Annotated in this window: 18 protein-coding genes; 13 read left to right on the forward strand and 5 right to left on the reverse strand. The window is 48.9% G+C overall.

The features are described 5' to 3' along the window. The 6 genes from BUA78_RS14095 to BUA78_RS14120 form a co-directional block, all read left to right on the forward strand. Positions 1 to 1,643 (forward strand): heavy metal translocating P-type ATPase (locus BUA78_RS14095; protein ID WP_072915780.1); only part of this gene is annotated, 1,643 nt, incomplete at its 5' end. Between the two features lie 334 nt (positions 1,644 to 1,977). Further along, positions 1,978 to 2,340 carry an ArsR/SmtB family transcription factor gene (locus BUA78_RS14100; protein ID WP_072915782.1) on the forward strand — a complete coding sequence of 121 codons (363 nt, stop codon included), beginning with the start codon at positions 1,978 to 1,980 and terminating at the stop codon, positions 2,338 to 2,340. 145 nt (positions 2,341 to 2,485) lie between these two features. Continuing rightward, entirely contained in the window at positions 2,486 to 4,861 is a 2,376-nt protein-coding gene (locus BUA78_RS14105; protein WP_072915784.1) for a heavy metal translocating P-type ATPase, read from the forward strand. 311 nt (positions 4,862 to 5,172) lie between these two features. Then, positions 5,173 to 6,309 (forward strand): murein hydrolase activator EnvC family protein, encoded by a 1,137-nt coding sequence (locus BUA78_RS14110; protein WP_072915787.1) that lies wholly within the window; start codon positions 5,173 to 5,175, stop codon positions 6,307 to 6,309. Positions 6,310 to 6,511: 202 nt separating this feature from the next. Next, the gene (locus tag BUA78_RS14115; RefSeq protein WP_072915789.1) at positions 6,512 to 6,709 is read left to right on the forward strand and encodes a hypothetical protein; all 198 of its coding nucleotides are present in this window, start codon (positions 6,512 to 6,514) and stop codon (positions 6,707 to 6,709) included. Between the two features lie 84 nt (positions 6,710 to 6,793). After that, the gene (locus BUA78_RS14120; RefSeq protein ID WP_072915792.1) at positions 6,794 to 8,140 is read left to right on the forward strand and encodes a peptidoglycan DD-metalloendopeptidase family protein; all 1,347 of its coding nucleotides are present in this window, start codon (positions 6,794 to 6,796) and stop codon (positions 8,138 to 8,140) included. A 161-nt stretch (positions 8,141 to 8,301) separates the two neighbouring features. Here BUA78_RS14120 and BUA78_RS14125 read toward each other — a convergent pair whose 3' ends face one another. After that, positions 8,302 to 9,858, reverse strand: a complete 1,557-nt coding sequence (locus BUA78_RS14125) for a methyl-accepting chemotaxis protein (protein WP_072915794.1) — start codon at positions 9,856 to 9,858, stop codon at positions 8,302 to 8,304. A 264-nt stretch (positions 9,859 to 10,122) separates the two neighbouring features. Here BUA78_RS14125 and BUA78_RS14130 point away from each other — a divergent pair, with 264 nt between their 5' ends. Then, positions 10,123 to 10,362, forward strand: a complete 240-nt coding sequence (locus tag BUA78_RS14130) for a thioredoxin family protein (protein WP_072915797.1) — start codon at positions 10,123 to 10,125, stop codon at positions 10,360 to 10,362. Positions 10,363 to 10,418: 56 nt separating this feature from the next. Here the strand turns inward: BUA78_RS14130 and BUA78_RS14135 are convergent, their stop codons facing one another. Further along, positions 10,419 to 11,423 (reverse strand): permease, encoded by a 1,005-nt coding sequence (locus BUA78_RS14135; protein WP_072915800.1) that lies wholly within the window; start codon positions 11,421 to 11,423, stop codon positions 10,419 to 10,421. 367 nt (positions 11,424 to 11,790) lie between these two features. On the opposite strand from BUA78_RS14135, the gene BUA78_RS14140 reads away from it, so the two are divergent. The 5 genes from BUA78_RS14140 to BUA78_RS14160 all read left to right on the forward strand — a co-directional run bounded on the left by BUA78_RS14140 (position 11,791) and on the right by BUA78_RS14160 (position 14,477). Beyond that, positions 11,791 to 12,120 (forward strand): hypothetical protein, encoded by a 330-nt coding sequence (locus BUA78_RS14140; protein ID WP_072915803.1) that lies wholly within the window; start codon positions 11,791 to 11,793, stop codon positions 12,118 to 12,120. A gap of 36 nt (positions 12,121 to 12,156) precedes the next feature. Continuing rightward, complete coding sequence (locus BUA78_RS14145; protein WP_072915805.1) at positions 12,157 to 12,390, forward strand: YbbN family protein; 234 nt, start codon at positions 12,157 to 12,159, stop codon at positions 12,388 to 12,390. Next, positions 12,391 to 13,062 carry a cytochrome c biogenesis CcdA family protein gene (locus tag BUA78_RS14150; RefSeq protein WP_072915808.1) on the forward strand — a complete coding sequence of 224 codons (672 nt, stop codon included), beginning with the start codon at positions 12,391 to 12,393 and terminating at the stop codon, positions 13,060 to 13,062. A gap of 112 nt (positions 13,063 to 13,174) precedes the next feature. Further along, positions 13,175 to 13,525: a PadR family transcriptional regulator gene (locus BUA78_RS14155; protein ID WP_072915810.1), complete on the forward strand. Its 351-nt coding sequence runs from the start codon at positions 13,175 to 13,177 to the stop codon at positions 13,523 to 13,525. A gap of 19 nt (positions 13,526 to 13,544) precedes the next feature. Then, positions 13,545 to 14,477, forward strand: coding sequence for a permease (locus tag BUA78_RS14160; protein WP_072915812.1), 933 nt, complete (start codon positions 13,545 to 13,547; stop codon positions 14,475 to 14,477). Between the two features lie 61 nt (positions 14,478 to 14,538). Here the strand turns inward: BUA78_RS14160 and BUA78_RS14165 are convergent, their stop codons facing one another. The 3 genes from BUA78_RS14165 to BUA78_RS14175 form a co-directional block, all read right to left on the reverse strand. After that, complete coding sequence (locus BUA78_RS14165; protein ID WP_072915815.1) at positions 14,539 to 15,723, reverse strand: tungsten cofactor oxidoreductase radical SAM maturase; 1,185 nt, start codon at positions 15,721 to 15,723, stop codon at positions 14,539 to 14,541. Positions 15,724 to 15,831: 108 nt separating this feature from the next. After that, positions 15,832 to 16,884, reverse strand: coding sequence for an ACR3 family arsenite efflux transporter (arsB, locus tag BUA78_RS14170; protein WP_072915817.1), 1,053 nt, complete (start codon positions 16,882 to 16,884; stop codon positions 15,832 to 15,834). Positions 16,885 to 16,899: 15 nt separating this feature from the next. After that, entirely contained in the window at positions 16,900 to 17,271 is a 372-nt protein-coding gene (locus BUA78_RS14175) for an ArsR/SmtB family transcription factor (RefSeq protein WP_072915820.1), read from the reverse strand. A 210-nt stretch (positions 17,272 to 17,481) separates the two neighbouring features. On the opposite strand from BUA78_RS14175, the gene BUA78_RS14180 reads away from it, so the two are divergent. Next, a complete protein-coding gene (locus tag BUA78_RS14180) occupies positions 17,482 to 18,201 on the forward strand; it encodes a metallophosphoesterase family protein (protein ID WP_072915822.1) in 720 nt (239 codons plus the stop codon). Positions 18,202 to 18,203: the final 2 nt, after the last annotated feature.

Here is an 18,203-nt window from a genome sequence, read left to right on the forward strand (position 1 = left end):
CCCTGCAAGCCTATACAATGGATAAAACCCGTAACTCCATTCGAGCCCTGATGGATCTCTCGCCCAAAGAGGCCCTGGTACGGCGTGCTGGCCAAGAGCTACGCCTGCCGGTGGAGGAACTGGTGGTGGGTGATCTTATCATCGTCAAGCCCGGTGAACGTATCCCAATGGACGGTGAAGTGGTGGTGGGGCGGACCGATGTGAACCAGGCCCCCATTACTGGTGAGTCCATGCCGGTGGAGAAAACCGTTGGTCAGGAGGTATACGCCGGGACCATCAATGGTCAAGGGGCCATTGAAATGAAAGTTACCAAGTTGGTGGAAGACACCACCCTGGCCAAAATCATTCAACTGGTGGAAGAGGCCCAGGCCCAGAAGGCACCGTCCCAGCAGTTTGTGGATGTCTTTGCCAAATACTACACACCGGCGGTAATCATAGCCGCTGTACTGGTTGCGGTGCTTCCCTGGCTGTTCTTTGGGCAGCCCTTTCAGCCCTGGTTTGAGCGAGCCTTGATCCTCTTAGTTGTTTCCTGCCCCTGTGCCCTGGTGATTTCTACCCCAGTGTCCATCGTGGCTGCCATTGGCAGTGCCGCTAAGAGAGGGGTATTGATTAAAGGCGGCGCTTATCTGGAAGAAGCAGGTGCCCTTAAAGTGATTGCCTTTGACAAGACCGGTACCCTGACCGCAGGTAAGCCGGAAGTAAACTCGGTCATTCCTACTGCGGATGTTCCCTTAGAACAGGTGCTGGAGATTGCGGCTACCATTGAAACCCGTTCCCAGCACCCCCTGGCAGAGGCGATTCTCAAATATGCCAGGGAACGGAATATTCAGATCCCAGAGGGCACCGATTTTCAATCCTTTACCGGCAAAGGGGCTGGGTTACAAATAAATGGTGAACCATACTACATCGGCAACAGACGCTTGTTGGCAGAGTTAAATATCCCCCTGGGGCATCTGCAGGAAGAACTCACCGCTTTGCAGGATCGTGGCCAGACGGTGATGCTTGTGAGTAGCAGTAAGGAGGTTCTGGGTCTCATTGCGGTGGCGGATAAAATCAGAGAAAGCAGTCGGGCTGCGGTGGCAGCATTGCACCGGGCAGGTATTACCAAGCTGGTGATGCTAACCGGGGATAACGCCGGCACAGCCAAAGTCATTGCCGAAGAATTAGGCATTGATGATTACCGGGCAGAACTGCTGCCGGAAAGTAAACTTTACGCCATTCAGCAGTTACAACATCAATATGGCAAGGCAGCAATGGTGGGCGATGGTGTAAACGATGCCCCGGCCCTGGCCGCCGCCACCGTGGGGATTGCGATGGGTGGTGCCGGTACAGACACCGCCCTGGAAACCGCAGACATTGCCCTGATGGCAGACGATCTGACCAAGCTACCCTATGCCATGCACCTAAGCCGTAAGGCACTGGGGGTGATTAAGCAGAATATCGGCTTCTCCCTGGTGGTAAAGGGGGTCTTCCTAGTAGCAACTTTCCTGGGCATGGCCAACCTATGGATGGCGGTCTTTGCGGATACCGGGGCAGCGTTACTTGTCATTGCTAACGGTATGCGGTTAATGAAGGTGGCTGACCCCTACACAGAGACAAAGGTTAAGCCCAACCAATCCAACCTGGCCAGTGTCAGTGTATAGCTGCCAGCAGATAAAAAAGTCCGCATTCTGTGAAAGGAATGCGGACTTTTCAATGGGAGGCACTACCGGTTTTCTTAACTCGTGAAAAAAATTCTCACGATTTGTAAGCCCATAACAAATGCAAAGATTGCAGTTATGAGGATCGCTACCCTTAAATCTTCTTCCTCCATTGGCTCACTCCTTCGGTCTTAGCAAGCTATTCGTAGGTTCGCTCCGATTTTTAGAGGGGTACCAGGAGATAATAAATTCTTGTCCAGGGAACAATGGGAATATTATAATGATAAAGTGAACGTTTCTATAATCGAAGGTCGGTTATCTACCCGGAGGTGATCCTGTGGCTCAAGAAAAGCAGGCGGATACCTGTGAAACTTTTTGCTTTAATGAAGAGAAGGTCGAACGATTAAAAACAGAAGTCAAAGCCACCGAGGGATTGGCGGAAATTTTCAAGGCATTGGCCGATGACACCAGAATGAAGATTATCTATGCCCTATCCCGTGACGAGCTTTGTGTTTGTGATGTGGCATCCATTATCGGTTCAACGGTGGCGGCGGCCTCTCATCATTTACGGTATTTGAAGAATGTGGGGTTAGCCAAGCAACGCAAGCAAGGGAAGATGGTCTTTTACTCCATTCATGATCACTGTGTAAAAATCATTATCGAAACAGCCCTAGCACATTATCAGCATGATGATAAGTAGAATAAAGGTTTTTAGTTAGATCTTAAAGGCGGAGATTTTCTCCGTCTTTTCTTTTTGGGAGGCTTCTCGGTTGCTATTTCTGGGATTGTCTTTAGAATAAAGTGCCATAATAAAGCAAATACCAAATATATGGGGTGGTTGTAGGATGGTGACGGGTAGAAAGGAACTCCTTTTAGAAGGGCTTAATTGTGCCAGTTGTGCCAGTAAGATAGAGGAGCAGATTAAAGCTCTGGCCGGGGTGACAGAGGTTTCTGTGAACTTTGCCACTAAAAAGCTGTCTCTGGAAACGGAGCGGGTAGAGGAGCTGGAGCAGGTCATCCAGGAAGTGAGGAACATCATCAGGAAGTTAGAGCCTGATGTGACGGTCTCTGAGAAAAAGGTTGATTTTACGCAGAAGAAAGCTTTTTTATTAATGGGGCTCGATTGTGCCAATTGTGCTGCCAAAATCGAGAGCCAGGTACAGAACATTTCGGGGGTTAAAAGTGCAATGGTAAACTTCCCGGCTAAGAAGCTCCTGGTGGAAGTGTCTTCTGGCAGTAACAATGCCGATATTCTTAGTCACATTCAGGAAAGAATTAAGCGAATTGAGCCTGATGTTGAGGTTCGGCCAGCGGGCGAAGAGAAGAAGGTTCTAGCCAGGGAAGAAGAAAAACACGGAGAAAAAATGGAAACCATCCGTCTGGCTGTGGGAGCGCTCCTTTTTGCCGTAGCCATTGTCTTTACATTCTCATTTACCACAGAGGCTGTACTCTATGGGATCAGCTATCTATTGGTGGGTGGCGAGGTACTGCTCAAAAGTGTGCGAAATATTTCCCGGGGGCAAGTCTTTGACGAGAATTTTTTAATGAGTATCGCCACCCTGGGGGCCTTCGCCATTCGGCAGTTCCCCGAGGCGGTGGCGGTGATGCTTTTTTACCAGGTGGGGGAATTGTTTCAGGACTATGCGGTGAATCGCTCCCGTAAATCCATTGCATCTCTGATGGATATCCGGCCTGACTTTGCTAACCTGAAAGTGGGTAACGAGACCAAGCAGGTCAGCCCGGAAAGTGTCAATATCGGAGATATCATTGTGGTGAAGCCGGGAGAAAAGGTACCCTTAGACGGTAAAGTGGTGGAGGGCACTTCGATGGTGGATACCTCCGCCATGACAGGGGAATCAGTGCCCAGGGAGGCCGTGCCAGGGGGAGATGTATTGGCTGGTTTCATCAATAAGAGCGGTGTGTTATCCATTGAAGTGACTAAGAAATTTGCAGAATCCACCGTTTCTAAAATACTGGATCTGGTGGAAAATGCAGCGGGCAAAAAGGCACCCACAGAGAATTTTATCACCAAGTTTGCCCGCTATTACACGCCGGTGGTGGTCTTTGGAGCCCTGGGGATTGCCCTTTTACCGCCGCTTTTTATTCCCGGGGCCACCTTTAGCCAGTGGATATACCGTGCTTTAGTGGTGCTGGTAATATCTTGCCCCTGTGCACTGGTGATCTCCATTCCTCTGGGCTTTTTCGGTGGCATCGGCGGAGCCTCCCGCAACGGGGTGCTGGTAAAGGGTGGCAATTACCTGGAGGCCTTGAACAATGTTAAGATTGCCGTGTTCGACAAGACTGGCACTCTGACCAAAGGCGTGTTTAAAGTTACCTCCCTTGTCCCGGCTGGAGATTTTAGTAAAGACAAGTTATTGGAATACGCCTCCTTTGCAGAAGTTCATTCCAACCACCCCATTGCTAAATCGATCATAGAGGCCTATGGGCAAAAGGTAGCCACGGAAAAAATAGAGACCTATGAAGAAATCAGCGGCCACGGCATTAAGGTAAAAGTGGGCGGGGAGGAAATCCTGGCGGGCAATATCAAATTGATGAAAAAGGAAGGCGTTGAATATTCCCAGGAGCAAATTGTGGGAACCGTTGTGCATCTGGCTGTGAATAAGAAATATGCCGGCTACATCGTCATTTCCGATGAAATCAAAGAGGATTCCCCCAGGGCTATGCAGCAGCTAAAAGAACTGGGTGTAAGAAAACTGGTGATGCTCACCGGCGATAACCAGGCCGTGGGCCAAGCCGTTGGTAAATCCCTCGGCTTGGATGAAGTGCGGGCGGAACTCTTGCCAGATCATAAGGTAGAGCAGGTTGAAAAGCTCAACCGGGAAAAGGGACCAAAAGAAAGACTAATGTTTGTGGGGGATGGTATTAACGATGCACCGGTTTTAGCCCGGGCGGACATCGGTGTGGCGATGGGGGGCCTGGGTTCAGACGCCGCCATCGAGGCGGCGGATGTGGTGCTGATGACAGACGAACCCTCCAAGTTGGCTACGGCCATCAAAATCGCACGTCGCACCCGGGGTATTGTCTGGCAGAACATCATCATGGCCATGCTGGTGAAGGGCATCTTCTTAGTGCTGGGTGCCTTTGGTGTGGCCACCATGTGGGAGGCGGTCTTTGCAGATGTGGGTGTAGCCTTAATTGCCATTCTCAATGCTATGCGGGTGATGCGGTTTAACCCCGCAGAACCTTTGGTTGCTAGATAAATAGACTATAGCATAAGCTCCCCAGCGGGAGCTTATTTTAGTTGTCATCCTTTTTTTCATCGGCGCTGTATGTCGTGTAAACCGGATTCTTCCTCTGTGCCATTTGGATTGTTACAAAAATGTTAAAAAGTTGTAACATTCCTGTGATATTCGAAGTTTATTATCATTATAAATACTAAAAATGGAGAAGTATGTCTTATTTCGTTCCAATCTAGTTCTTAGGACCACCTTCCAAAATGGCTATGGTTTCGCAGGAAATTAAATATTTATTGTAGAAATTTGCAATATAGACAACTATTAGGGGGATTAAATTGACCTTCCGACCGACTAAAAGATGGATCACCTATGGACTACTCATCAGCCTTTCGGTTTTTACTTTATCCTCGGTGGCGGAGTCCACAGGGCTTGATGATAAGCTCAAACAGGTAAGGCAAAAGCAAAGCCAAACCCAGCAAAGAATTACCGAACAAAAGGGTGAAGTAAGGGATATTACCCAAAAGATATCCGCATTAAATGCCACCATCAATGACAAACGCAATGAAATTGCCGATTTGAATGGACGTATCGCCGCCAACAAAAAGCAGTTAGCAGAAACCGAAGCATTACTGGAGCAGGCCGCAGAGAAACTGGAAAAGAGTAATGAAACCTTAAACCAGCGGGTAAGGTTCTATTACGAAAACGGTCAGGTGGCTTATCTGGAGGTGTTGCTGGAGGCCCGTAATTTTTCAGATTTCATCAATCGAGTGGAATTGATGAAAATGATTATGGAGCAAGATAAGGAGATTATCGATCGGGTAGCGAAGGAAAAGAAGGATATTGAAGTGGCCAAAGACCAGCTTAACAAGCGACAGCAAAATTTAGTGGCACTGCGGCAAGAGCAGGAGAGGAGCCGCCAGGAGTTGGCTGCCCGTCAGAGTGAGCAAGCGGGCTTATTAAAGGAAGCTCGGCAGGACTTAGACCAGTATGAGCGTGACTTGGATCGCTGGGAAAGCCAGGAACAAGAAATTTTACGACAAATCGCCTTGCAAAAGAGCAGCGGTACCACCACTCAATATAAAGGGGGCAGACTGCTCTGGCCGGTACCTGGCTATAACCAGACATCCTCGCCCTATGGCATGCGCTTTCACCCCATTTTAAAGAAGAATCGTCTGCATAACGGGCTGGACATTCCCGCTCCAACTGGGGTCAACGTGGTGGCTGCCGAGGATGGAAGGGTTATATCCGTAACCACCATGTCCGGTTATGGCAAGGTGGTGATGGTGGATCACGGTGGTGGCTTAAGCACCATGTACCCCCATTTATCTGCACAGTTAGTTAGTGAGGGACAAGTGGTGAAACGGGGTCAAGTAATCGCTAAGATTGGCACTACCGGTTTATCCACCGGCCCACACTTGCACTTTGAGGTATTAAAGAATGGTGTCCCCCAGAACCCGGCGGGGTATCTGTAGTCCATTGGCCTTCAGCTGTTGGTCATACTGTATTTTCTATTCACGAAACTAGGAGGTATTGCCCTTGAATATAAAGATCACACCGGAGGCTCGTCAGTATATTTTGGAAAAAGCTGGCGGTAAGGTTACCCTTCAATGTATGGTGGAGGGGGGCTGACGCTGCAGTACCCACGGAGGGGCTATCAATAGCCACACTCCCACCGTGCGTGGGGGAGCACCTTCTGCTCAGCAGAAAACCCACTTTCAGTCCCAGGAAGTCCAGGGTATCACCGTTTATATCGATCCACAAATACGCCTGGCGGAACCAGACCAACCGCTGGGGCTTCATTATGCCGGTTGGTGGATTTTTCGTTCCCTGGAGTTGTCCAATGCCGTCTGTGCTTGGCCTGGGGAGGAGTAAGGGGTTGTAAACTTTACATAACAACCTATTTCCAGCTATAATGATACCTGTGTTTTTTACCAGTTAATTGAAAGGAGCTGAACAATGGGGCAAACAAAGTGGACAATGAAAATATCCACCTGGCTTAGTCAACAGACAAAGCCTGTAAAGTGGGGGTTGGCGGGCCTTTTGAGTATGACGCTTCTATTAGGAGTGGTTTCAGGTGTGCTGGCCAATACCCCCTGTGAGATTAAGGTAGATGGACAGGTGGTGGCGGTGGCTGCCAACAAGCGAATGGCAGAAGTAGTCGTTAACCAGTTAACAGAGCAGCAACGTCAGCAGCTAAATCAGGTAACGCTAGTACAAAAGGTCAGCTTTGAGAGAACCACCGATAGACCAGTCCAAGTATTGCCGGAGGCCAAACTGCGCCAGATCTTGGCTGAAAAACTTACCTTTGAAACCACAGCGGTAGGTATCCAGGTGGCTGGAGAGGTGAAGGTCGTGGTGGCTGATAAGCAGACCGCCACACAAGTATTGGATAAACTCAAGCAGACCTACCAGGTCGACCCGGATTATCGGGTGTCCTTCCAAGAGAACGTCGCTCTGGTAGATTTGCCTGTGCTGTCAGATAAGGTACTGACAGGCGATGCAGCATTGAAAAAGCTGCTAGGTCAGGGTGAAGGCCCCCGGCTTTATACCGTCAAAGAAGGGGATACCCTTTGGGACATTGCCATTGCCTTTGATGTAAGCCCAGAAGAGGTGGAAAAGGCCAACCCAGGCTTCACCCCGGAGACCATGCAAATTGGACAAAAAATCAAGGTGCTAGGGGCACTGGAGCCCATGATCAGTGTGGTTGCCACCACTGAGAAAACCGTAACAGAGGATTATGAGGCACCTCAACAGGTCAAGAAAAATCCCAACCTACCCTACGGGACCAGTCGGGTTATCCAAGCGGGTGAGCAGGGACGCAAGGAAGTTACCTATCAGATTGTCGCAGTTAATGGCTTGGAAAATGAGCGTAAAGTGTTACAAAAAAAGATTCTGAAAGAAGCCAAACCCCAAATCATTGAAAGAAGCTCCCAGGTAATGGTGGCTTCCCGGGGCATTTCCCGGCCCGCCGGTGCCATTTCTTCCGCCTATGGCTCCCGCTGGGGACGCCAACACCAGGGGATTGACATTGCTCGCTCCTACGGTACAGCCATAGAAGCAGCCGGTGCAGGAAAGGTGATTCGGGCTGGATGGTTTGGAGGCTATGGTTTATGTGTGGAAATTAACCACGGCAATGGGGTGGTAACCCGTTATGCCCATATGTCAAGTGTTGGGGTAAAGGTAGGCCAGACGGTGCAAAGGGGACAGTTTATCGGAAAGGTTGGCTCCACCGGCAGATCCACCGGACCTCATCTACACTTTGAAAAATTGGTCAACGGTGTGCCTAAAAATCCAACTGCCTAAGGGCTTTGGCACAAGCCAAAGGGGTCGATTAGAGTGGCGTAAATGAACTAAATCCTAAAAAATAACCCGTATCAAATCCAAGTGGTACGGGTTTGCTACTTTTAATGCTTTTTGAAAAGATAAATGAGGCTTATTTTGGGAAATGAGTTTGGCCGAGTCCTTTATATTTTAAAACCATTGGCAGCGGCCTTTAAGGCATCGGCCAGTCTGGTTAATTCTTCGGTGGCGGAGGAAACATCCTGCAGGGCCGCTGTTTGGTCTTCGGTGGTGGCAGCCACATTTTGTACGCCAGCGGAAATCTGCTGCACGGCGGCGGATAGTTGCTGCACCTGGCCCGACAAGCCTCCGATGGTTTGCAGTAGGGAGCTAAAGCGACCGCTCACTTCATGAATGACTTCGGCACCGTTTTTGATATTGGCAGTACCTGTGTCCATTGAAGCCACAGCCGTTCCGGAGTCGGTATGGATTTGCTCAATGTGTGTACGAATTTTTCCGGCGGCAGCTGCCGATTGCTCTGCCAGTTTGCGTACTTCCTCCGCCACCACGGCAAAGCCTCTGCCCTGTTCTCCGGCTCGGGCCGATTCGATGGCGGCGTTTAAAGCCAGCATATTGGTCTGGTCGGCGATGTGGGTAATTAACTCTACAATCTGATTGACTTGACTTAGTTCTTGTACTAGCTTTTGTAACATTTGGGAGGCGTGTTGGCCAGAAGTAGCAATGACCTCAATTTGTTGGGTGATCCCCGCCATACCTTGCTGGCCTGCCTCGGCGGTGCTGGCTGTCTCCTGGGCCACTGTCGCCACCTGGTGGGTGTTGTGGGCAATCTGATCTGCGGAAGCAGAAATTTCGGAAATGGTGGCAGCATTGCGGCTGGCGGCGGTAGTCGTGTGCTGGGTTTGCTGGGATAAACCAGCCGCAGCGGTGGTTAGGCTGTCCGCCGTATGGATCAGGTGCCCCGCTAAGGCCCGGAGATTTGCTCGCATTTGGTTGAAGGAACGGGCCAGTGTGCTTAGTTCATCCCGGTTTTTCACCGGTAAGTCTCTGCCGCTTAAATCACCAGAGGCGATCTTGGCCGCTTCCTGGGCCATTTGTTGCAAAGGATGGGCAATCAGCCTCCCCATGAACAAGGCCAACAGAACACCGGCCAGCAGGGTGACGAGGGTTAGCAAAATTACAAAGCAATTTACGCTATCCACCTTTTTCTCCACACTAGATTTGGCCTCCTGTTCTTCTTTAGCTTGGTATTGGGCCAATTGCTCTACTGCTTGGTGAAATTTTTCTAACACTTGCTGGTTGCTGTGGATATACATTCGAGCTTCTTCTAACTTACCGGATTGGACCAGGGAAACGATCTCCTCCGTGTATTGGTCATATGCGTCCATCGATTGCTCAATTTGCGTCGCCAGTTGCCGGGTTTGGTCATGCTGGGCTAATTTTTTTACTTTTTTAATAGAATCGTCAGTCTGACCGTCTAAGGCCATTAGCTTATCTAGGTGTTGTTGGTCGCCGAAAAGTACATAGTTATTGAGAGCTGCTTCGGTAACCGCAAAGGAAACTTGGACATTTTTTGCTTCTTCCGTTAGCTGTAATTCTTTGTCAATAAAGTTGGTAAAGGTTTGCTCCACATTTTCCAGTTGTGTGTAAGAAGTGCCACTCAAAAGTAGTAGTAGTAACAACACCACACCAAAGCCTGATAATAGCTTGAATCGAATCCCCATAGAACCCCTCCACTCTTAATCAATACCAATATTTTCTATACTAGCACCCTAATTTCACAGCCATGTCACAGCAATGTAACATTTTTGTGATATTCCAGGGTTGTTGGGCATGGAGAGTGGTTATTACCTCCGCTCGGTTATTTAAATTTGGGAAAGGAAAGAATAATCGTTGCTAATTTAAATAATACAATGTTATTATATTAGCAAGTGATTATATAATCAATTGATGTTAAGATAACTTAACTGAAGGAGGGGTTTTAGATCATGGAAATTAAAGTATTAGGAACTGGCTGCCAGAAGTGCAAAGAAGTGGAGAAATTGGTGCGGGAGGTTTTAGCAGAAATAAACGTACCCGCCAATGTGGAAAAGGTGGAGGACATTGCCCAGATCGTGCAGTATGGTGTCATGCTTACACCAGGGCTGGTGATTAACGGGAAAGTCAAGGTATCTGGTCGGGTGCCCAACAAGGCCGATATCAAAAAGCTGATTGAGGAAGAAAATTAGTTAGTCAAAAATAACCACGACTTCTCAGTCGTGGTTATTCCGATTTTTGAGTGGTATTACACTAGCAGATAGCCAAAGGCGTTAAAGGTATAGCCGATGATGAGGATACCAACGGTTACAACCCCAACAAACACGGCGAGAAGCTTTGTCTTAACTACCTTTTTCAGGAGAATCATCGAAGGAAGGGACAATGCAGTTACCGCCATCATGAAAGCTAAAGCGGTTCCGATTCCCACTCCTTTCAAAACTAAAGCTTCGGCAATGGGCAGGGTACCAAAGATATCGGCGTACATGGGCACCCCTACCACTGTGGCTAAGAGTACAGAATACCACTTATCCTGGCCCAGTACCGCACTGATGATATGATCCGGTATCCAGTTATGAATGGCAGCCCCAATTCCTACGCCAATGAGGATATAGAGCCATACTCTTTTAACGATGTCCTTCACCTGGCTTTTGGCAAATTCCACTCTGGCACGAGTTGTTAACTCCTCTACTTCAACATCAGCCATTTGATTGCCGAAAACAAAGGGCTCTACATATTCCTCCATCTTGGCTTTGCTGATAACAGTGCCCCCGATCACAGCCAGTATCAGTCCAACGACTACATAGGCAATGGCAATCTTCCAGTTGAAGATGCTGGCCAGTAACAGAACAGAGGCTAAGTCTACCAGCGGGGAAGAAATTAAAAAGGAGAAAGTCACGCCTATGGGCAGGCCGGCGCTGGTAAAGCCGATAAAAAGCGGAATGGAAGAGCAGGAACAAAAGGGAGTTACCGTGCCCAATAAGGCGGCCAGTGTATTGGCTGTGATGCCGTTGAATCTGCCTAATATTTTACGGGTCCGCTCCGGAGGAAAGAAACTCTGGATATAGGAAATTGCAAAAATAAGTACGGATAGCAGGATAAATATTTTAATTACATCGTAGATGAAAAAATGAATACTGCCGCCCAAACGTTCTTGAATGCTTAAGCCAAAGCCCTGTTCCACTAAGGTTTTAACCAGGTTGGAGAGCCACTCCATCTTGAGCAGTTGACTATTTAACCAGTCAAATATAAACATACACTCATCCCCTTACCTTTTCTCTGAGCTGACAAAACAAAACTCTTGCTGGACTAAAACAACTCCTAAGCCTTGTTTGATCAGCAAGTTCTGTAGACTTGGGTTAACCAGTTGATAACCGTCTCCTTTCTGACCCCAATTTATATATTAAAATATAATTATATATGCATATTAAGTCTTAAATGATGAATTGTCAATATCATTTGCGAAAGGGTTAAAGCTATGATCACAAGGTCGCAGGCTTGTTCGGCGGTCTTTTTTATTTGTAAAACTTTTACAATTTGCTTGTTTACTGGGAATATTGGTGCTAATATATAATAAATTTATAATATAAGCAAAAAGTAGGGTAGATGAAGGAGGCGGGTTCATGAAGAAGCGTGGCAAACTGGTGCTGCTGGGTATGATTTTGCTAGCCTTTGTGGCGGTGGCTAGCAAACCCCTTTGGTCCGGGGGCGGAGAGAAAGTAGAAACACCCCAGGTGGTTACCACTCAGACCAAAGCCGGTCAAACAGACACCAATAAAAGTGAGCCAGGTCAAGCAAAGGCCAGTTCAACGGATGCTAGCCAGAACTCGGCAGTTCAGCAACAAACAAGTGCTGTTAACACAAAGGCCCCCAAGCTGACTAAACTTTTAGAAGATAGCTTTGCCAAAGGCAAGCCCGTGGCGGTGGTTTATACCTACAACGCCGATTGCTGACCCACCACCCAGGAATTCTTTTCCAACCACCGGTCGGTGGTACAGCAAATAGAAAAGAAATACGGCGCTCAGCTAACCTTTACTTGGATTGATATCGCAGTTTACCAGGAGTCCGAAGGGGAACAATTAAACAAAACCGCTGCAGACATGAAGGTGCAAACCGCCCCAGCCCTGGTGCTTTTTGATCGTAAGCAGAAGTTGGTGCAGACCTGGATGGGAGAACTAAATCAGGCTGAGGTCAGCAAAGCCATCGAACAGGTGGTGAAGTAGATGCCCTCGCTGGAATCCCTTTTAGCTGGCTCTTTACTATTTTCCCTGCTGGCAGCCCTAACAGCAGGACTGTTCAGTGGCATTAGCCCCTGCACTTTACCCACCGCCGTGATGGTGGTGGCCTATGTGGGCGGCTATGACAATCGCTCAAGGCTAAAGGGCTTTATCCTGTCTTTATCCTTTGTGCTGGGCTTATCCCTCACCCTGGCCGTGGCCGGAGCGGTGGTGTCCGCCGTGGGCGGGCTGTTTATGGGGAGCAAGGTGGTCTGGTATGTGGCTGCCCTGGTGGCAGTGCTGATGGGTGCCAATCTGCTGGGGCTCTTTAAACTGCCCGGTTTTGGCATCAACCCCACCGGGGTCAAGCAGGGCAGTGGCGTGCTGGGGGCCTTTTTGTTGGGCATCCCCTTTGCCATCATTGCCTCTCCCTGCACCGCTCCCATCACCGCCACGGTGCTGGCCTACGCCGCCACCAAAGGCAGTGTCTGGTACGGCTTTACCCTCCTCTTTGCCTACGCAATGGGCCGCAGCATCCCGCTCTTGGCAGCGGGAACCTTTACCTCGGTTTTGAAAAACGCCTCGAAATTTGAGAATTTTAGCTTGGTGGTGCAAAGGATTAGTGGTGTGGCTTTGATTGGGCTGGGCTTTTATCTGCTGTATGGCATCGTTGGCTAGTTGAATAACATGGACAGGATCAAACCTGTCCTTTTTCATTTTCCCCCTTGCCAGACAAGGTTGCTTAGGAATATAATGTGTTTAACCAATATACATAGAGGGGTAATGTATTATGAAGTACGAGACAGAGGAGTATTGGAATGGGTTGGTGCGCATGAGTTTATCTCGCTTTTTTATTTTGCGGGTACTTTGCTGTCGGTCCCTGCATGGCTATGAGATTACCAAAGAGGTGGCCGCACTGACGGAGGGTTGCTGCGCTCCTACCGAAGGGGGACTCTATCCGGTGTTGCGAGAGTTTGAAGAAAATGGGTTGGTGACCTGTGTTACGGAGCTTAATGGCAAAAGGGAACGCAAGGTCTATAGCCTGACAGAAAAAGGGACTAGAGCCTATGAAACAGCCAGCAAAGCCTGGATGAAGGCCGCAGAGTATATACTGGCAGAAGTGAGTAGGCCGGGGCTGTAACCGGCTAGAGGAGGGAACAATGTTGGAATTGAATAACCTTACCCAAGCGGGCAAATTCTTTCTCATTATCTCTGGGGAGTTAATCGCTCTCTTTATCGGGATATCCTTTCTAATTGGCCTGTTACAAGAGTATATCCCCCCGGAGAAAATTAGGGCGGTGTTGACCAGACAGAAAAAATTTGTGGGGAATATAATCGGGGCAGCCTTTGGGGCCTTAACCCCCTTCTGCTCCTGCTCCACCATTCCTATGTTGGTGGGATTACTAAACGGTGGGGCACCCTTTGGGGCGGCCATGTCCTTTTTAATTGCTTCACCACTGCTAAATCCTGTGATTCTGGTCATGTTCTTAGGTCTATTGGGTCTAAAGGTGACGGTGATTTATGGAGCCATTACCTTCGTGGCAGCGGTACTCACGGGGGCTATCTGGGAGAGAATGGGCTTAGCGGACCAGTATAAGCAGGTAGTCACCCGGAGCAGTTGTTGCTGCTGTGGGGAGGGTGCGGAAGAAACGGCGGCTGCCACCGAAGTAAGCCAAACCTTTGAAGCAAAGCTTAAGCGAGCGGGGGAAATGGCCTGGTCTTTGTTCCGGCAGACCTTTCCCTACCTTATTCTTGGCGCAGCCATTGGTGCCTTTATCTATGGCTTTATACCAGAGGATTGGGTGGCAAAGGTGGCTGGCCCAGATAATCCCCTGGCTATTCCGGCGGCGGCCATTGTAGGTGTACCCATGTATATTCGGGTAGAAACCATGCTGCCCATCAGTACGGTGTTGTTAGATAAAGGAATGAGTATGGGGGCAATATTGGCCTTGATTATTGGAGGGGCCGGGGCCAGCATCCCGGAAGTGATTATCCTATCTTCCATTTTCCGCCGTAAGCTGGTAGCAGCCTTTGTGTTCACCATTATTTTGGTGGCCATTGTGGCTGGTTATTTATGTGAGATATTACTATAGCGTAACGCAAAGAGGAACACTCTTTAGATCAAGTGTGTTCCTCTTTTGTATTGCTAGCTCTCTAGGGGCAGGCAATGAGCCGCCGGGACCACAGGCAATCGGCACAGGAGGGGTTGTTACCCCAGCAGTCTGCTTCATTGGTGTCGGTGTAGGAGCAGCCGTCCACAGATTTGCAGTCGGTGCAGGAGGGGATTTTAAAATCCTTGAGCTTACTACGAAAGTTGACATAGGCTGGGTCGGTCCAGATATCACCCAGGGTGCTTTGGTTGACATTACCCAAGTAGAAGGGGTACATCTCCTTTTTGCGCCCGTAGATGTAGCAATGGTAGGCGTGCATCAGGGCGTAACAGGGGGCCACTTCGCCTCGGTAGGTGATGGTGGCGGCTTTGTCTTCCACAAACTTGCACTGCCGGTCGGTGCGGATTTTCATATAGGGCATCTTGGCGTGGATCTTAACCAATATGTCGTCTTTGCCGTGGTTAAGCTGTGTATCGTCCAGGTCGTAGAGGATTTCATCCTTCATTTCCTCATTATAGGGCAGCACGTTGGTGACGATCACCTGATGGGCTTTTAATTCTATGGATAGGCGAATGAGCTTGGCCAGTTTATGGAAGTTTTTCTTCATGGCCACAAACTCGATGCCCAGCTCTGGCAGCTTGCTTTGGGCCGCTGCTTTGGCAGCATTTAGGGCTTTGATATTATCCACCACCGGGGCAAAGTCTGTCTGGCGGATTTGGTTGTATTCCTCCTCATCGGGGCCGTCCAGGGAGATAAAGATGGCATCTAGTGGGAGGTTTACTAGCCTGGCAATATTTTCTGGGGTTAAAAAGGAACCGTTCGTAATCATCTCCACCCGCAGCCCCAGGGCTTTCACGTCCCGCAGCATATCAAAAAAACGGGGGTGGCTCATGGGTTCCCCAAAGCCGCCGAAATGTACCACTTCCAGCTCTGGCAATTGCCGCATCTGGTCCAGTAACCGCTCAAAGGTGGTCCATTCCATCTGGCCCATATCATCTAACCAGGAGTTGCGAATGCAGGTGGTGCAGGAAAAGTTACAGAGGGTCGTTACTTCAATATAGAGTTTTTTAATGTCTTGACGCAGGGGAAGGATTTTGTAGCCTTCCTCGGTGGTGAGCAGTAGGGCCTCGGAAGCACTGGGGTCTGCTAGGCATAGGCCGAGATCACTGAGTTTGATTTTTTTGCCTCCGGCCAGGTTATCTTTAGAATGGACATTGATTTTATTCATGACGGGCCTCCTCAGTTGGTTGATCAGTTAGTGGGGAGGGGAATGCAAGGCAACCCCAGCAAGGGGCAGGGTGCTGCTCCTTGCTGGGGTTACTAAATTTAGTGAAAATTATTTTACTGCACCACTGCTGGTAAAGTATTTCTTTTTGAAGCCCAGAGCTACACTGACCAGGGCAATCATCACGGGCACTTCGATCAGGGGGCCAATAACCGCCGCAAAGGCAGCACCGGATTCGATGCCGAAGATGGCCACGGCCACCGCAATGGCTAGCTCAAAGTTATTGCTGGCAGCGGTAAAGGCCAGGGTGGTGCTTTGGCCGTAGTTGACGCCGCTGCGTTTGCTCATAAAGAAAGACAGGAAGAACATGATGGTAAAGTAAATTAAGAGCGGGATGGAAATCCGTACCACATCCATCGGCAGTTCCACAATATACTTGCCCTTCAGGGAGAACATAATCACGATGGTGAATAGCAGGGCAATCAGAGCCAGTGGGCTGATACGGGGAATAAACTCTTTCTCATACCACTCCTTACCCTTGCGGGGTACCAGTAAAGCCCTGGTTAGCATACCACCGGCAAAGGGAATGCCCAGGTAAATGAGGACACTCTTAGCTACTTCCGCCATCGAGACGTGCACTTCAATGGCTTCCATACCCAGCCAGCCTGGTACCAGGGTAATAAAGAAGTAAGCATAAATAGAGTAAAAGACCATTTGGAAAATGGAATTCACAGCCACCAAAGCGGCGGCGTATTCATTGTCCCCTTTGGCTAGATCGTTCCAGACTATTACCATTGCGATGCAGCGGGCCAGACCAATTAGAATAAGTCCAATCATATAATCAGGATAATCCCGCAGGAAGGCAATGGCTAGCACAAACATCAGGGTGGGGCCGATAATCCAGTTTTGTACCAGAGAAAGCCCCATGACTTTACCATTCTTAAAGGCTTTGCCCATTTCTTCATATTTCACCTTTGCCAGGGGTGGGTACATCATGACGATGAGGCCCACGGCAATGGGAATGGAAGTGGTACCGATGGACATACTGTTTAACCAATCGGCAATGCCGGGAAATACATAACCCAGACCTACCCCAATGGCCATTGCCAGGAAAATCCACAGGGTTAGAAAACGGTCTAGGGTAGACAGTCTTTTTTCTGCCATGTTCTTAATTCCTCCTTATTCATCTTTTTCGCAGACGGATCTTTTCAGGCCCATCAATTCACAATAATTGGGGGTCTCTCGCAGGGCCGAAGGTTTGATATTAGCGGTGGTGGCCTGCAGTAACTCCCCTAAATGCTGCTCCACCAATGGGTAAATCTGTTGCAAGCCACAGGCCTTTAGGGTGTACAGCACCAGTTTGCCATGTTTGACGCTTTCTATTAAGTCCGCCTGGCGCAAAATTTTTAAATGGTGCGACACCGCTGGTTGGGAGAGGCTAAGACCCTGCATGATTTCACAGACGCTTAGCTCCTGCCCCGAGAGCATTTGCAGGATGTTCAGCCGATGGGCATCCCCCAGGGCCTTATAAAGATTCACTAACCGTTCCATATCTCACCACCTCATATATTTAAATGTTTAAATATGATTATTTATTATATTACTATTTAATGATATAATCAACTTGTACTCCGTTAAAAATTTTTAATGGTAACTTCACGGAACCTTAATTGCTTTTTGAAGCGGGTTAGACTAAAAATATTGCATAGCAAAAGATCACCAGGTTTCATAAAAACGAACAGAGGAGAGAAGACATCAGACATGAAGATTGCCATTTTTGCAGATGTACACAGTAACCTATTAGGCTTGCAAGCAGTGCTGGCGGATATTCGGCAAAGGGATGTAGACGCCACCTACTGTGTGGGGGATTTGGTGGGCTATGGCCCTCGGCCCAATGAAGTAATCGACCTGCAGAGGCAGGAGAACATTCCCACCATCATGGGGAACTACGATGATGCCATCGGCAATATGCGGTTTATCTGCGGGTGTGACTATAAGAATGAACAGGCCAGGCAACTGGGGGAAAGCTCCATCCTCTGGACCAAAGAGCATACCTCCGAAGCAAATAAAGGATGGCTCCAGAAGTTGCCCGAGCGTTTGGCGTTTACTGCCGGTGGATTGAAATTCCTGTTGGTACACGGCAGCCCCCGTCAGCTGAATGAATACCTTTTTGAAAACACACCCGAAGAAACCCTCAAGCAGTTCTTAACGGAAAATCATTGTGATGTGCTGGTTTGCGGCCACACCCACTTGCCCTATCACAAGCAGGTGAACGGTGGGCATGTCATCAATGTCGGCAGTGCCGGGAAACCCAAACACGGCAATGCCAATGTGGGCTATGCTCTGGTAAATGTGACGGAAGGGAATTTGACCGTGGAGTTTATTCAGGTATCCTATGATTTTGAACAAACAGCCAGGGAAATCGAGGCCGTGGGCCTGCCGAAGGAATTTGCTGAGATTATTCGCACCGGGAAGGCCTAAAG

Source organism: Desulforamulus aeronauticus DSM 10349 (genome assembly GCF_900142375.1).
In the GTDB taxonomy this organism is placed as follows: domain Bacteria; phylum Bacillota; class Desulfotomaculia; order Desulfotomaculales; family Desulfotomaculaceae; genus Desulfotomaculum; species Desulfotomaculum aeronauticum.

What these genes read in the sequence shown, in the direction of transcription:
- BUA78_RS14105 (WP_072915784.1), top strand. Translation starts at nt 2,486, where the DNA reads ATGGTGACGGGTAGAAAGGAACTCCTTTTAGAAGGGCTTAATTGTGCC.
- BUA78_RS14120 (WP_072915792.1), top strand. Translation starts at nt 6,794, where the DNA reads ATGGGGCAAACAAAGTGGACAATGAAAATATCCACCTGGCTTAGTCAA.
- BUA78_RS14125 (WP_072915794.1), bottom strand. Translation starts at nt 9,858, where the DNA reads ATGGGGATTCGATTCAAGCTATTATCAGGCTTTGGTGTGGTGTTGTTA.
- BUA78_RS14130 (WP_072915797.1), top strand. Translation starts at nt 10,123, where the DNA reads ATGGAAATTAAAGTATTAGGAACTGGCTGCCAGAAGTGCAAAGAAGTG.
- BUA78_RS14135 (WP_072915800.1), bottom strand. Translation starts at nt 11,423, where the DNA reads ATGTTTATATTTGACTGGTTAAATAGTCAACTGCTCAAGATGGAGTGG.
- BUA78_RS14140 (WP_072915803.1), top strand. Translation starts at nt 11,791, where the DNA reads ATGAAGAAGCGTGGCAAACTGGTGCTGCTGGGTATGATTTTGCTAGCC.
- BUA78_RS14150 (WP_072915808.1), top strand. Translation starts at nt 12,391, where the DNA reads ATGCCCTCGCTGGAATCCCTTTTAGCTGGCTCTTTACTATTTTCCCTG.
- BUA78_RS14155 (WP_072915810.1), top strand. Translation starts at nt 13,175, where the DNA reads ATGAAGTACGAGACAGAGGAGTATTGGAATGGGTTGGTGCGCATGAGT.
- BUA78_RS14160 (WP_072915812.1), top strand. Translation starts at nt 13,545, where the DNA reads ATGTTGGAATTGAATAACCTTACCCAAGCGGGCAAATTCTTTCTCATT.
- BUA78_RS14165 (WP_072915815.1), bottom strand. Translation starts at nt 15,723, where the DNA reads ATGAATAAAATCAATGTCCATTCTAAAGATAACCTGGCCGGAGGCAAA.
- arsB (WP_072915817.1), bottom strand. Translation starts at nt 16,884, where the DNA reads ATGGCAGAAAAAAGACTGTCTACCCTAGACCGTTTTCTAACCCTGTGG.
- BUA78_RS14175 (WP_072915820.1), bottom strand. Translation starts at nt 17,271, where the DNA reads ATGGAACGGTTAGTGAATCTTTATAAGGCCCTGGGGGATGCCCATCGG.
- BUA78_RS14180 (WP_072915822.1), top strand. Translation starts at nt 17,482, where the DNA reads ATGAAGATTGCCATTTTTGCAGATGTACACAGTAACCTATTAGGCTTG.